General features: G+C 69.5%; 12 protein-coding genes and 1 other RNA gene. 7 read left to right on the forward strand and 6 right to left on the reverse strand.

Annotated features, from left to right (window positions below; translation table 11 throughout):
* Positions 1 to 50 precede the first annotated feature (50 nt).
* The gene (locus FJ887_RS14270) at positions 51 to 980 is read right to left on the reverse strand and encodes a helix-turn-helix transcriptional regulator (RefSeq protein WP_181365676.1); all 930 of its coding nucleotides are present in this window, start codon (positions 978 to 980) and stop codon (positions 51 to 53) included.
* A gap of 101 nt (positions 981 to 1081) precedes the next feature.
* Here FJ887_RS14270 and FJ887_RS14275 point away from each other — a divergent pair, with 101 nt between their 5' ends.
* The gene (locus tag FJ887_RS14275) at positions 1082 to 2599 is read left to right on the forward strand and encodes an MFS transporter (RefSeq protein ID WP_140955737.1); all 1518 of its coding nucleotides are present in this window, start codon (positions 1082 to 1084) and stop codon (positions 2597 to 2599) included.
* A 217-nt stretch (positions 2600 to 2816) separates the two neighbouring features.
* Here FJ887_RS14275 and FJ887_RS14280 read toward each other — a convergent pair whose 3' ends face one another.
* From FJ887_RS14280 to FJ887_RS14290, 3 genes are read right to left on the reverse strand one after another with little or no spacing between them, the layout of a single operon-like run.
* A complete protein-coding gene (locus tag FJ887_RS14280) occupies positions 2817 to 4016 on the reverse strand; it encodes an ABC transporter permease (protein ID WP_140955736.1) in 1200 nt (399 codons plus the stop codon).
* Positions 4013 to 4822 carry an ABC transporter ATP-binding protein gene (locus FJ887_RS14285; protein WP_140955735.1) on the reverse strand — a complete coding sequence of 270 codons (810 nt, stop codon included), beginning with the start codon at positions 4820 to 4822 and terminating at the stop codon, positions 4013 to 4015. The genes FJ887_RS14280 and FJ887_RS14285 overlap by 4 nt, the downstream gene beginning before the upstream one ends.
* Positions 4822 to 5892, reverse strand: coding sequence for an efflux RND transporter periplasmic adaptor subunit (locus tag FJ887_RS14290; protein WP_140955734.1), 1071 nt, complete (start codon positions 5890 to 5892; stop codon positions 4822 to 4824). The genes FJ887_RS14285 and FJ887_RS14290 overlap by 1 nt, the downstream gene beginning before the upstream one ends.
* A 270-nt stretch (positions 5893 to 6162) precedes the next feature.
* On the opposite strand from FJ887_RS14290, the gene FJ887_RS14295 reads away from it, so the two are divergent.
* The 5 genes from FJ887_RS14295 to FJ887_RS14315 all read left to right on the forward strand — a co-directional run bounded on the left by FJ887_RS14295 (position 6163) and on the right by FJ887_RS14315 (position 10231).
* Positions 6163 to 6588, forward strand: coding sequence for a YciI family protein (locus FJ887_RS14295; RefSeq protein WP_140955733.1), 426 nt, complete (start codon positions 6163 to 6165; stop codon positions 6586 to 6588).
* Positions 6588 to 7901 (forward strand): RNA polymerase sigma factor, encoded by a 1314-nt coding sequence (locus FJ887_RS14300; protein ID WP_140955732.1) that lies wholly within the window; start codon positions 6588 to 6590, stop codon positions 7899 to 7901. Before FJ887_RS14295 ends, FJ887_RS14300 begins: the two co-directional genes overlap by 1 nt.
* A 55-nt stretch (positions 7902 to 7956) precedes the next feature.
* Positions 7957 to 8052, forward strand: an RNA gene (ffs, locus tag FJ887_RS14305) — signal recognition particle sRNA small type.
* A 182-nt stretch (positions 8053 to 8234) separates the two neighbouring features.
* A complete protein-coding gene (locus tag FJ887_RS14310) occupies positions 8235 to 9701 on the forward strand; it encodes a L,D-transpeptidase (protein WP_140955731.1) in 1467 nt (488 codons plus the stop codon).
* Positions 9701 to 10231: a GbsR/MarR family transcriptional regulator gene (locus FJ887_RS14315; protein WP_140955739.1), complete on the forward strand. Its 531-nt coding sequence runs from the start codon at positions 9701 to 9703 to the stop codon at positions 10229 to 10231. Before FJ887_RS14310 ends, FJ887_RS14315 begins: the two co-directional genes overlap by 1 nt.
* On the opposite strand, the gene FJ887_RS14320 is transcribed toward FJ887_RS14315, so the two are convergent.
* The gene (locus FJ887_RS14320) at positions 10173 to 10568 is read right to left on the reverse strand and encodes a RidA family protein (RefSeq protein ID WP_140955730.1); all 396 of its coding nucleotides are present in this window, start codon (positions 10566 to 10568) and stop codon (positions 10173 to 10175) included. The two genes, FJ887_RS14315 and FJ887_RS14320, sit on opposite strands and share 59 nt — an antisense overlap.
* Before the next feature lie 107 nt (positions 10569 to 10675).
* On the opposite strand from FJ887_RS14320, the gene FJ887_RS14325 reads away from it, so the two are divergent.
* Positions 10676 to 11749, forward strand: a complete 1074-nt coding sequence (locus FJ887_RS14325; protein ID WP_140955729.1) for a helix-turn-helix transcriptional regulator — start codon at positions 10676 to 10678, stop codon at positions 11747 to 11749.
* Here FJ887_RS14325 and FJ887_RS14330 read toward each other — a convergent pair.
* A complete protein-coding gene (locus FJ887_RS14330) occupies positions 11679 to 12707 on the reverse strand; it encodes an iron-siderophore ABC transporter substrate-binding protein (RefSeq protein WP_140955728.1) in 1029 nt (342 codons plus the stop codon). The genes FJ887_RS14325 and FJ887_RS14330 overlap by 71 nt on opposite strands.
* Between the last annotated feature and the right edge of the window lie 10 nt (positions 12708 to 12717).

Below are 12717 nucleotides of genomic sequence, written 5' to 3' on the forward strand. Positions count from 1 at the left end.
TATCGGAGTCGTGACCGCAATGCGAAATCGCCGAGGCCCAGTGTGAACCATCACACGACCCGCAGGTGAACGGGCCGCTCGCCCCCATCAGCCGCACCCGCGAGCGCCCGCTCGTGCTCGGCGACGACCTCGGCGCGCTTCTTCTCGATGCTGCCGTCCCGGATCCACCCGTGCAGCGTCTCCAGCCGCGCGCGGGTCACGGAGTCGACCGGCAGATACACCGACAGCGTCAGCCGCTGGTTCTCCTGCGCGATGAGCGTGGCCATCGTGAGGTTGAGCGTGCCGACGTAAGGGTTCTCGACGACCTTCGTCCGGCCCGGCGTCCGCCCGACATTGCCCGAATCCCACAGCGCCCGGAAGTCGGGGTACCGGCTCAGCCGCTCGAGCAGCGGACCCCATGCCGGATCCTCGAGCGACTCGGCGTACGCCGCCCGCATCTTCGCCACGAGCAGTCGTTTGTGCTCGTCGAGCGGCTGGAAGATCGAGGCCCACTCGGGGTTCTCGTACGCCTGGATGACGCAGTTGCGGTCGGCGGGGGCCACCTCGGCGAGATCGGTCGTGAGATACCGTTCGACCTCGTTGTACGCCCGAATGGTGTACGTCGGATCGGTGACCATCGCCGGCAGCGGCAGCACCTCGTCGAGCATCATCCGCAGCTGCTCGCCGACCTCCGAGTCGCCGGGATTCGTCGCCCGATCCGGGTATCCGCCGAGGAGGAAGAGATGCGCGCGCTCCTCCCGGTCGAGCAGCAGCGCCTCGGCGATCGCCTCGAGCACCGACTCGGAGGGGTGGACCTCCCGCCCCTGCTCAAGCCACGTGTACCAACTCGTGCCGATGTTCGCGAGCACCGCGACCTCTTCGCGCCGCAGACCCGGCACCCGCCGCCTCGTCCCCTTCGCCAGCCCCACGTCGCAGGGCCGCACGCGATCGCGCCGCGACCGCAGGAACCGCCCCAGCTCACTTGTCCTCTCCTGTGCCATGCCCTCATTGTCCGCCCACTCCCCCGCCCGCATCCAGGTGGCGCGACCACCACCATGAGCACGCCCTCCCACCCTGGTCACCGCGGCCGAACAATGGGAGCATGAGAATCTCTCCCGGTGCCGCCACGGCAGAATCGAGTGCTCCCGTCCACAACGACAACCCCGCCGAGGCGACCGCCCCGACCGCATCAACGACGCAGCCGCCATCGCGCCGCCAACCGACCGCAGCCTCGGAGTCCGAGGCGACTCTGTGGCCGCTGCACGTCGGCGCGTTCCTCGCGACCTACATTTTCTCCGTCTCGAACATCGCGATCCCCGCCGTCAAGGCCGACCTCGGCGCCGGGGACTCCGCCTCCGCCCTCGTCGTCGGCCTGTTCTCCGCATCGTTCGCCGCCGGGCTCATCCTCAGCGGCCGCATCGGCGACCGCTTCGGCCGGCGTCGCCTCTTCACGATCGGCACGGCCGCCCTCGTCATCGTCTCCCTCGCCGTGGGCCTCGCCCCGGGGACGGCCGCGCTCCTCGTCGCCCGCACCGGCCAGGGCCTGGCCGCGGCACTGATGATGCCGCAGATCCTCGCGAGCATCCAGCACGCGTTGGCCGGTGCGGCGCGGCTGCGGGCGATCAGCCTCTTCGGGGCGTTCTCCGGGGTCGGCACCGTCAGCGGTCAGGTCATCGGCGGCGGCCTCATCTCCCTCTTCGGTGCGACGTGGGGCTGGCGCGCGGCGTTCCTCAGCTGCGCCGTCGTCGCCCTCGCCGCCTTCCTCGGCTCGCTCAGGCTCACCGAGTCACGGACGCCTCATCCGGTGCCGCTCGACCTGCTCGGCGCGGGACTGCTCGGCATCGGCATGCTCTGCCTCGTCATCGGCCTCGCCCTCGGACCGGTGACCGGGTGGCTGCCGCTGCCCGCGATCCTCCTCGTCACGGCCATCCTCGCCGTCGGCGCGTTCATCGCCTGGCAGGCCCGCGCCGAGGCGACCGACCGCCATCCGCTCATCCCCCCGCAGGTCGTGCGCATGCCGGCGGCATGGGTCGGCATGATCATGTCGTTCGTCTTCTTCGGCGGGTTCGGCACGTTCATGTACAACTTCGCGCAGACGAGCCAGACCGGTCACCACGATCCCGCCTACATCTCCGGGCTCACCCTGGGCCTCTTCGCCGCGGCCTTCCTCCTCACCTCGCTCGCCGTCCCCCGCGTCGTCCGGCGGCTCACCGGCCCGGGCACGATGCTGCTCGGCACGCTGCTCCAGGTCATCGGCCTGCTCGGGGTGGCCTGGGTGGCCGCAGCCGCCGGCGAGGCCTTCAACCTGTGGATCCAGCTGCCCTCGCTCTTCCTCGGCGTCGGTCAGGCGCTGCAGTTCGGTCCGCTCGTCGGCACGGTCGTCAGCGCCGTGCCCGACCGGGTGGCGGGCCTGAGCGGCGGACTCATTGCGACGATGCAGCAGGCGGGCATCGCCGTGGGTGTCGCCCTCCTCGGTGCGCTCTTCCACGCGGTGGCGGCCGGCTTCGGCTTCGACACGGCCTTCGCGGTCGCGAGCCTCGCCCAGATCGGGATGAGCGTGATCTTCGGCATCGGCGCCCTCGTCCTGCTCCGCGAAGCGAGGCGGACGATCGCAGCCTGAGCGCTGCTGGACGCCGGATCGCCTCGGCCGCGGCGCTAACCGTCTGAGCGTTCCGAACTAGCCCAGCGCGGGTGCACCGGCCGGAAACCACCGCGAGCCCGGACCGATCGTCTCGGTCCGGGCTCGCTGGGCTCGTCGGGCCCGCAGCAGTCACAGGGCTCGCAGCAGTCACCAGACGCATGGCTCCATTCGCCGGACTCTTGCTTCCCGCCGGGCGCTACGCCCTGATGGCGTCGATGATGCGCACCCGCATCGCCACGAGCGCGGGGACGAGTCCGGCGAGCGCTCCGATCCCGATCGACACGAGCATGCCGACGATGACGGCGGAGAACGGCACCTGCGGGGTGACCATGCCGTCGAAGAGCACCTGCCCGACAATCGGGGCCTTGAGCACGAGGACGGCGATGAGCACGCCGATCGCGCCGGCAACGGTCGTCGCGACGACGCTCTCCATCATCACGGAGAAGAAGATCCGCCGGCTCGTCGCGCCGAAGGAGCGGCGGATGCCGATCTCCCTGATCCGCTGCTGGATCGTCACCATCGAGATGTTGATGAGCCCGAGCATGCCCATGAAGAGGATGAGGATGCTGATGGCCAGGAGGACGTTCTGCACGGGGCCGAGAGCGCCGGCGGCGTCCTCGGCGAAATCGCTGCGATAGCTGTCGATGGTGTACCCGGGAAGCTGCCGCTTGAGGTCGGAGGTGACCTGCTTGCTCAGCTGCTGCGCGACGTCCGGGGGCAGCCACATCTCGAACTCGGTGGGACGGGAGACCGTCGGTCCGAACTTCTCCGCCTGCGCGCTCAGCGCGTAGAAGGTGCCCATCTCCGCATAGCTCGGGCTGGCGACCGACCCGATGACGGTCGCCACTCCCGCCTGATGCCCGGGCAGGTCGACGGTCGCAGGAAGCGCACCGGCATCGAGGCCGTACTGGTCGAGGAACACCTGATCGGCGACGATCGCCGGGGCCATGTTCTCGGCGTCGGCCGCGGTGAACCATCGTCCGTGCTCGACCCGCACCCTGTGCATGACCTCGTAGTCGGCATCGACGATGGTCAGCGTCGCGTCGATGCTGCCCGTCGGGCTCTGCAGCCGCAGCTCCGACTGCCCGGTCGCTGACACGTAGTCGATGTCGAAGCGGCTCTGAGCCTGCTCGATCGCGTCGGAGATCTTCTCCGCGTCTGCCGCACTCGTCTCGCCGCTGGGGCTGACCACCGAGAACATGTACGTCGAATCACGACCGCCAGAGCGCTCGAAGTCGTCGACGAGTCCCTTCTGCATCATGTTGCCGAAGCCGACGACGAGGGTGAGGCCGCAGACGGCGACCCCGACGCCGATGAGCGACATGAGGACCCGGACCTTGTGGACGCGCAGCTCCTGCCAGGCCTCGACGATCGAGGCGAGGAATGCTGAGATCATCGGGCACCTCCTGCCGCGGGCGCGCCGGAGAGCGCCTGCGCCGTCGCGTCGTCGCGGATCGCCTGGAGCTCGCCCCGGTGGAGGGCGTAGCGGCGGGAGGCCATGTTCGCGATGCTGAGGTCGTGGGTGATCGTGATGAGCGCGGCTCCCGACTCGCGGGTGATCCCGTCGAGGAGGCCCATGACGGTCTTGCCGGTCTCGACGTCGAGGGCGCCGGTCGGCTCATCGGCGAGGACGAGCTTGGGCCGGCGGACGAGGGCGCGGGCGATCGCAACCCGCTGCTGCTCACCACCGGAGAGCCGGTTCGGCTTCGCATCGATCCGGTCGCCGAGACCGAGACGCCCGAGCATCTCGGCAGCGATCCTCCGACGGTTCCGGAATTCGCTGCCGGTGCCGTACATGAGCGGCGCCTCGACGTTCTCGACGGCGGTGCGGCCGGGCAGGAGGTTGAACTGCTGGAAGACGAACCCGATGTCCCGGCCTCGCGTCTTCGCCGCCCGGTTGCGGGGAATCGACTGCACCGGCTCCCCGTTGAAGTCCATCTCCCCTGCCGTCGGCAGGTCGAGGAGGCCGAGGATGTTGAGCAGCGTCGATTTGCCGGTGCCCGAGCGCCCGACGATGCCGATGTGCTCACCCGACCGAACGTCGAGGTTGATGTCGGAGAGGATCGTCAGCAGCTTGCCCTCACCGATGGGCACGGTGCGGGCGACGTGGCGCAGGGAGAGCAGAGGCGCCGAGGCGGCCGTGGCCTCCTCTGCTGCTGGTGCGGTTCCGGGCGGGGCGGGGATGTCTGGCGTCGCCCCCATCAGAAGTCGAACTCTTCGCCGCCGGACATGTCGTCCTCGTCCTCGGGCTCGGTGCCGGGAACGAACTCCTCGATCTCCTCACCCTCCTCGAGACCGGACTTCACCTCGACCATCGCGCCGTCGTTGAGGCCGAGCTCGACCGGACGCTCCTCCTGGCTGCCGTCCTCAGAGACGACCCAGACGGTGCCGGAGTCGGTGACTCCGCGCACCGCGGTGACGGGGACGACGAGGACGTCGTCGGCACTGCCCGCCTCGACGGTCATCGTCAGGGCGAGTCCGTTGTAGACCGTCTGCTTGTCCGGGATTCCGCAGATGAGCTTCGGCCCGTCTCCGGAACCGGCGGCTCCTGTCCCGCCGTCCTCGGGCATGGTGCCGTCCTCGGCACCGGCGTCCTCGGGCTTGGGCGCGCTCTTGACCGAGGACCCCTGGTCGAGGCGCAGGGCCGTGCAGTCGAAGGGCTCGGGGCCGTCGGTGATGGCGATCGACGCGGTCTCCGGGAGCTTCGGCACCCGGTAGAGGTCGACGGCGGGGATGTCGGCCTGGGCGGTGAAGGAGTCCTTGAGCAGCTGCGTGACCTCGGTGTCGGCGGTCACGGTGTCGTTCTTCTCGACCGCGAAGTCGCCGACGGTGCCGTCGTCGGGAGCGACGACCGTGTGATAGCTCGGCTTGGGTGCCGGGGCAGCGGGAGCCTCCTGCCCGTCGCCTGCGGCGTCGGATGCGTCACCGGCGGCAGCCTCGGCGGGCTGGCCTTCGCTTCTCACCTGGAACAGCTGGGCGCCCTTGAGCACCTCGTCGCCGGGCTGGACGAAGAAGTGGTTGACGGTGCCCTCACGTCCGGCCTTGACCGCGGTCGGCTTGTCGACGGCGATCGTGCCCTTGAGCTCGAGGGTGTTGGCGATCGATCCGCGTTCGGCGAAGACCGAGGAGCCGACCGGCTCACCCGTCGCCGAGGCGGCGTCGAAGCCATCCTCGGGCGCCGGTTTGAAGGCGATCCAGGCGAGGATCGCGGCGATGACGACGAGGACGAAGAGGAAGGCGCTGGGCAGGATGACGCGGCGGAAGATCTGCATGGTTCCTTAGACGGCGGGGATCGGGGACGGGGATCGACGGGAAGGACACTCCACCCTAAGCAGAGGTCACACCATCTGCAGTTGCGACGGGGTCACGAGGTGATAACACTGTGGTCTCGGCCGGTGACGTCGCCCACACGCGCAGCGGCGGAAAAGTTTCTCGAAGTTTTCCTCGCCACCCTGTCGATCCGCTCTAGGCTTGTTCGACGTAGTGCATGAGAGGGTCTCGACCGGGACTCTCCGAGGTTCATCTGACTGCTAGGAGTCATCATGAAGTACATGCTCATCATGCGGGCCGTCGACCAGGCCGCCGTCGACGCCTTCGAACAGGCCGATTTCAACGAGGTCATCGCCGCCATGGGACGGTACAACGAATCGATGATCGAGGCCGGTGTCCTCGCCGACGGCGCCGGACTCACCGACGCCTCGGAGGGCGCGGTCGTCGACTTCAGCGAGGACGATCCCGTCGTCACCGACGGCCCCTACGGGGAGCTGCGTGAGCTCTTCAACGGATTCTGGATGGTCGAGGTCTCCTCGCAGGAGGAGGCCGTCGAATGGGCCAAGCGCGCACCGTTGGGCGCCGGCTCCCAGATCGAGGTCCGCCGCGTCACCGGGCCCGACGACTTCCCCCAGGACAACGAATGGGTGCAGAAGGAACAGGAGTGGATCGCCGAGGGCCGGCTCGCCGGGAACTGATGGTCCCGCCGGAGACCACGGCGCCGACTGCCGGCGGTGCCGACCGCGACCACCGGAGCACCGCCGAGGCGGTGGCTCGGGTGGTCGCGGCGACGTGGCGGATCGAGGCGGCGAAGATCATCGCGTCCCTGACCCGCCATGTCGGCGATTTCGGGTTCGCCGAGGATCTCGCGCAGGAGGCCGTGGCCGAGGCGCTGAGCCAGTGGCCGGAGGCGGGGATCCCCGCGAACCCCGCCGGCTGGCTGATGACCGTGGCCAAGCGCCGGGCGATCGACACGTGGCGGCGGCAGGAGCGATTCGCCGAGCGGATCGCCGCCCTCGGAGAGGGTCTCGAGGACGAGCAGGAGACTGCGGCGACCGCCCTGCCGTGGGATCCCGATGCCATCGACGACGATGTGCTGCGCCTCATCTTCATCTCGTGCCATCCCGTGCTCTCCCGGGAGGCGCAGCTCGCGCTCAATCTTCGCGTCGTCGGCGGTCTGACGAGCGAGGAGATCGCCCGGGCATTCCTCCTTCCCGTTCCGACGATCCAGCAGCGCATCGTCCGCGCGAAGAAGGCGCTGGCCGCCGCCGAGGTCCCCTTCGAGCTGCCGCCGGCGAACTCCTGGCCGGGCCGCATCACCGGGGTGCTCGCTGTCCTCTACCTCATGTTCTCCGAGGGCCACGTGGCGACCTCGGGCCCGGACTGGATGAAACCGGCACTGTCGCTCGATGCCCTGCGACTGACCCGCATCACCGCGGGGCTCCTGCCGCGGGAGGCCGAGGTCCACGGACTCGTCGCCCTCATGGCGCTGACGGCCGCGCGCTTCCCCGCCCGGCTCGGCCCCGACCGCGAACCCGTCCTCCTGGCCGACCAGGACCGCACGCGCTGGGATCGGTCGCTCATCCGCCTCGGCGAGGCCTCGCTGACGACGGCCCTGGCCCTGCGCGAGTCCCGCGGGACGTACACGCTGCAGGCGGAGATCGCCGCCGTCCATGCGCGAGCGCGGACGCTCGCGGACACGGACTGGGAGCGCATCGCCGCCCTCTACGGCGACCTCGAGCTGGCCGCCCCCTCGGCGATCACGACGCTCAACCGGGCGATCGCCCTCGCTGAGGCCCACGGCCCCGAGGCGGGGCTCGAGTACATCGCCGACCGAGGCGTGACCGCGGCGCTGCCGAGGTTCCACCATGTGCCGAGCGTGCGCGGTGAGCTCCTCGCCCGGGCCGGACGGAGCGCCGAGGCGGTGGCCGAGTTCGAGCGGGCCGCCGCGCTGGCGACGAACGACCGGGAGCGGGAGGTGCTGCTGGCGAAGGCGCGCCGGCTGCAGTGATCGACCTCGCACGCGCTCATTTTGTCCGCAGCCCGCGCTCTCGCCTAGACTGGTCGGTGGCTCCCCGTGCGGCGTCATCTTGTGAACTCCCCCAGGGCCGGAAGGCAGCAAGGGTAAGCGAGCTCTGGCGGGTGCACGGGGAGTCCTTCTTCCTTCGCGGCTTTCCAGTCACATCACGATTCCACAACTCCCTGACGCACCGATTCCCCAGGTGAGAGGCGTTGACCGGAATTCCACGCGCGCTTTGTCACGCATTCTCAATACTTTCGTGATTTCGCATCAATAGCATTGATTCCGCTCCCCTTCTCTGTCTTCCGAACGAGGTTCCCTGTTTTGTCACGCACGAAGATCTCCGGGGCGATCGCCGCCGTCTCCGCTCTGGCCCTCCTCGCCGCCTGCACCCCGTCGAGCTCCGATCCCAAGGACACCCGTGACGACTCGACGTCCGCCGAGGTCTCCCCCGCACCCGAGTTCCGCATCGGCACCGTCGCCGACAGCGCTGCCTCCGAGGCGGAGGACTCCGCCGAGGCGAGCGCCTCCCCGACCGCGACCGGCGGTTCCGTCGGCGAGACCGTGCAGACCGGTGCCGACATCGACGTCGACCCCGGCAAGCGCCTCGTCCTCAGCGTCGACGGCGCGGTGCTCAAGGACGTCACCCTCGTCGATCCCGACCACCCGAGGATCGCCGTCGATCCCGGCACGTTCGTCGACGCCGCCGGCACGGAACTCGAGAGCGACGGCGACCCGACCGCCGGCGGACTCACCTCACCGGAGGACACGGACGCGCCGTCCCCGGCGACCACCTCGGCGCCGGAGTCGTCGGAGAGCCCGTCGACCACCTCGGCGCCGGATGACGCCGACACCGTGACGGCACCGGACAGCGCGGCGGGGTGGACCTCGGACTTCGATCTCGTCGCCGACAGCACATACGAGGTGAGCGCGACGGCGACGACGCCCGACGGCAAGGACCACGACTTCGAGGCCACGGCCACGGTCGCCGCGGCCGACGGTGAGCCGATGACGATGCGCACCGTGCTCTCCGACGATCAGACCGTCGGGGTCGCAGCGCCCATCGTCCTCACCTTCGGGTCGACGGTCGCGAAGGAGTACCGGGACGATGTCGAGCATCGGCTCTCCGTCGACGTCACCGACGAGGACGGGAAGAAGCGCGAGGTCGAAGGGTCGTGGGCGTGGCTGCCGAACGATCCGGAGTCGCGTCTCCACTTCCGGCCGAAGGAGTACTGGCCCGCGTACTCGAAGGTCTCCGTCGACGCGCCGGTGAAGAACGTGCCGATGGCCGATGGCCGCGTCGGCGCCAACGATCTCACCCTGGATTTCGAGATCGGCCGTGAGCAGGTCACCGAGGCGAGCGCGAAGACCCACCGGATGACGGTCACCCGCGACGGCAAGGAGGTCATGGACTTCCCGACGTCGCTCGGCTCGGCGAAGGCGCCGTCGTACAACGGCACGCATGTCGTCATGTCGAAGCACGCGAACTACACGATGACCTCGGCGCGGTGGGGCTACACGACCCCGGTGCAGTGGGCAGTGCGGATCCACAACAACGGCGAGTTCGTCCATGCCGCCCCGTGGTCGGCCGGCGTCCAGGGGTCGCAGAACGTCTCCCACGGGTGCATCAACTTGACGACGCAGCGGGCGAAGGAGTACTACGACTCCGCGATCTACGGGGATCCGGTCATCATCAAGGACTCCTCGGTCGACCTGTCGACCGAGGACAGCGACATCTCGGACTGGGTGTACTCCTGGGACGAATGGAAGAAGCTGAGCGCGCTGAGCTGATGTCCGACGACAGCACCGCAGGCCGCGCTTTCCGGATCGAGTTCAGCACCCGTTTCGGCACGATGTGGGCGATGTCGGGGGCTTCGGTCCTCGAGGGCCGGATCGCCGGCTACCTGCTCCTCGACTCCTCCGGCGGGGTGACCGCGGCCGAGCTGACCGAGTCCCTCGGCATCAGTGCGGGCACCGTGTCGACGGCGACCCGCCGCCTCGTCGACTCCGGCTTCGTCCGCCGGGTGCGCCGTCCGGGGACCCGGGCGGACCGGTTCATCATGGACGAGGATGTGTGGGCGGGCTTCCTCGAGCGCGAGTATGCGTACCTGCGCGCCCAGCGCAGCCTTGCCGCCTCGGCGCTCGAGCGCGTCGCCCCGGGCACGGATGCCCATGCCCGGGTGACGAACATGCACGACTACATGTCGTGGCTCATCGACGACGTCGATCTTGCCGCGGCGTGGGAGGAGCACAAGGCCGCGCTCACGCAAGCGCGATCCCCTCGAGCTCGACGAGCTGGCCGGGCACCGCAAGCCGACTGACCTCGAGCATCGTCGTCGTGGGGGCGACGCCTGCTGCGGCGAGGCGCCCGGCGAGCTCCCCGTAGTGCGGGAAGAGCCCGTCGATGTCGGTCGTGTGGACGTTGAGCTGCACAAGATCGCTCAACCCCATGCCCGCCGCGGCGAGGACGGCTTCGACATTGTCGAGGCTGAGGCGCAGCTGGGCGGCGATGTCACCCTCATGCTGGGGTCGGCCCTCGGCGTCCATGGCCGTCTGACCGGAGATGAAGAGGGTGCGGGCGGGGCCGGTGACGAGCTCGCCCTGGTTGAAGCCGAGCTCGGTCGACCAGGTGACGGGATTGACTGCCGTGCGGTCCATCGTTCCTCCTTGAGGTGGGTGTGAGGACGCCGTGGACGACGCCCCGTCCCTCAAGGCTGTCCGACAATCACGACACCTCCTGTCACGTATTCGCATAGAGTGACGACATGCGCGCGGACCGCCTCGTCTCCCTCGTCCTCCTGCTGCGGCAGCGCGGCCGACTGTCGGCGCCGACGCTCGCCCGCGAACTCGAGGTCTCGACGCGCACGGTGCTGCGCGACATCGACGCGCTCTCGGCCGCAGGCGTGCCCGTCTATGCCGAGCGGGGTCGTCACGGCGGCTTCTCGCTCCTGCCCGGCTTCCGCACCGAGCTCACCGGCCTGCGCCACGATGAGGCGCTCGCGCTGCTCACCGCCGGACTCCCCCGCGGTGAGGAGCTGTTCGGGCTCGCTCCGGCACTCGGCTCGGGGATGCGCAAACTCGTCGACGCCCTGCCGGAGAGTCATCGTTCCCAGGCGACCACGGTGAGCGAGCGGATCCTCATCGACCCCGACATCGACCTTCTCGCCAGGCCCCGCGCATCGGAGGCGGTGTCGGCCGACGTGCTCGAGTCCGTTCGCCTCGGTGTGCTCCGCGGCCGCAGGCTCCGGCTCCTCTACCGGTCCGCGGGAGGCTCACCCGAGCGCTCACCGAGGTGGCGCATCGTCGATCCGGTCGGACTCGTCTCCGCGCGGGGTCGGGGGTATCTCCTCGCCCTGGCCGGCGGGGAGGATCGGACGTACCGGCTGTCGCGGATCGAGGCCGCTGAACTCCTCGCCGAGGCGGCCGACCGCCCCGAGACCGTGGATCTGCCGGCGCTGTGGCGCGAGCGCAGTGAGCGCTTCCGCACGGCCGGTGACACCGTCGAGGTGACGGTGCGGACGACCGGCGCCGGCGCCGCGGCCCTGCGCGCGACGGCGATCGACATCGATCAGGCGCGGCCGGTCGAGCAGCGGCCTCTCGAGCAGAGCACGGTCGCAGGCGGTGAACTCGACTACACCGTGACCTTCCAGGATGCCGAGCACGCGATCTGGGCGCTGTGGCAGCTCGGGCCCGATGCCGAGGTCATCGCCCCGGACGACATCCGGGACCACCTCGGCGATCGGGCCCGAGCGATGGCGGCGCGCTGCCTTACTTCTGCACCTTCTCCACGGCGGCGTCGATCATCGGGACGTAGCGCTCGAGCGCCCAGGGGACGGTGAGCGGGTTGATGATCGAGGACGCGGTGACGAACGACTGGTCCTCCGGGGCGACGACGGCACCGGCCTTGATCGCGGGGATGTTCGCGTACACGCTCTGCCCCTCGATCTCCTCACGGCTCGCGGGATCCGAGTAGAACGTGAAGATGAGGTCCGAGTTGTTCAGCTTGTCGGCGTTCTCCAGACCGATGAGTGCGGAATCGGTGCCCGGCGCATCGAAGTCGGCGCGCAGCTCCTCGGCGACGGGATCGGGCGTGAGACCGAGCGCCGAGACCATGGCCACGCGCTGCTCCTGCGGGTAGAAGACGCCGAGCGTGCCGGGGCCGTCGTTGTAGATGAAGGAGAACGTGAGGTCCTTGTACTCGTCGCGCTTGGCGCTGTCGAGCTGGCTCTGCACGTCCTCGACGAGCTGCTGCGACTCCTCCTCCTGCCCGAGCGCCTTGCCGATCGTCGTGATCTGGTCATCCCATTCGATCGTCCACGGTTGCTCGGGGTACGCGACGGTCGGGGCGATCGCGTCGAGCTGCTCGTACTGGTCGGCGGTGATGCCCGACCACGGGGCGAGGATGACGTCGGGTTCGAGCGAGGCGATCTTCTCGACGTCGAGTTCGGTCGCGCCCTGGAACTGTTCGGGCAGTTCGTCACCGCGCTCCTGGACGGCTTCGTAGATCCACGGCATGTAGCCGGTGTCATCGCTGCCCCACGCGTACTCCTCCATGCCGACCGGCGTCTTGCCGAGGGCGATCGCGGTCTCCGTCGAGCCCTGTCCGAGCGTGACGACGCGCTGCGGCTCCTCCTCGATGACGGCTTGGCCGAGTGCGTGTTCGATCGTCACCGGGGTGAAGTCCGAGGACGCGGTGGCCTCCGACGCCGAGGAGTCTGTGCTGCATGCACTCGCGGTGAACGCGAGTGCGACGATGGTGCCCGCGGCGAGTGCCCGGCGCGCGAATGGAATCGACATCCCTGCCCTT

The organism is Brevibacterium sp. XM4083 (genome assembly GCF_006489205.2).
In the GTDB taxonomy this organism is placed as follows: Bacteria; Actinomycetota; Actinomycetes; order Actinomycetales; family Brevibacteriaceae; genus Brevibacterium.

What these genes read in the sequence shown, in the direction of transcription:
- FJ887_RS14270 (WP_181365676.1), bottom strand. Translation starts at nt 980, where the DNA reads ATGGCACAGGAGAGGACAAGTGAGCTGGGGCGGTTCCTGCGGTCGCGG.
- FJ887_RS14275 (WP_140955737.1), top strand. Translation starts at nt 1,082, where the DNA reads ATGAGAATCTCTCCCGGTGCCGCCACGGCAGAATCGAGTGCTCCCGTC.
- FJ887_RS14280 (WP_140955736.1), bottom strand. Translation starts at nt 4,016, where the DNA reads ATGATCTCAGCATTCCTCGCCTCGATCGTCGAGGCCTGGCAGGAGCTG.
- FJ887_RS14285 (WP_140955735.1), bottom strand. Translation starts at nt 4,822, where the DNA reads ATGGGGGCGACGCCAGACATCCCCGCCCCGCCCGGAACCGCACCAGCA.
- FJ887_RS14290 (WP_140955734.1), bottom strand. Translation starts at nt 5,892, where the DNA reads ATGCAGATCTTCCGCCGCGTCATCCTGCCCAGCGCCTTCCTCTTCGTC.
- FJ887_RS14295 (WP_140955733.1), top strand. Translation starts at nt 6,163, where the DNA reads ATGAAGTACATGCTCATCATGCGGGCCGTCGACCAGGCCGCCGTCGAC.
- FJ887_RS14300 (WP_140955732.1), top strand. Translation starts at nt 6,588, where the DNA reads ATGGTCCCGCCGGAGACCACGGCGCCGACTGCCGGCGGTGCCGACCGC.
- FJ887_RS14315 (WP_140955739.1), top strand. Translation starts at nt 9,701, where the DNA reads ATGTCCGACGACAGCACCGCAGGCCGCGCTTTCCGGATCGAGTTCAGC.
- FJ887_RS14320 (WP_140955730.1), bottom strand. Translation starts at nt 10,568, where the DNA reads ATGGACCGCACGGCAGTCAATCCCGTCACCTGGTCGACCGAGCTCGGC.
- FJ887_RS14325 (WP_140955729.1), top strand. Translation starts at nt 10,676, where the DNA reads ATGCGCGCGGACCGCCTCGTCTCCCTCGTCCTCCTGCTGCGGCAGCGC.
- FJ887_RS14330 (WP_140955728.1), bottom strand. Translation starts at nt 12,707, where the DNA reads ATGTCGATTCCATTCGCGCGCCGGGCACTCGCCGCGGGCACCATCGTC.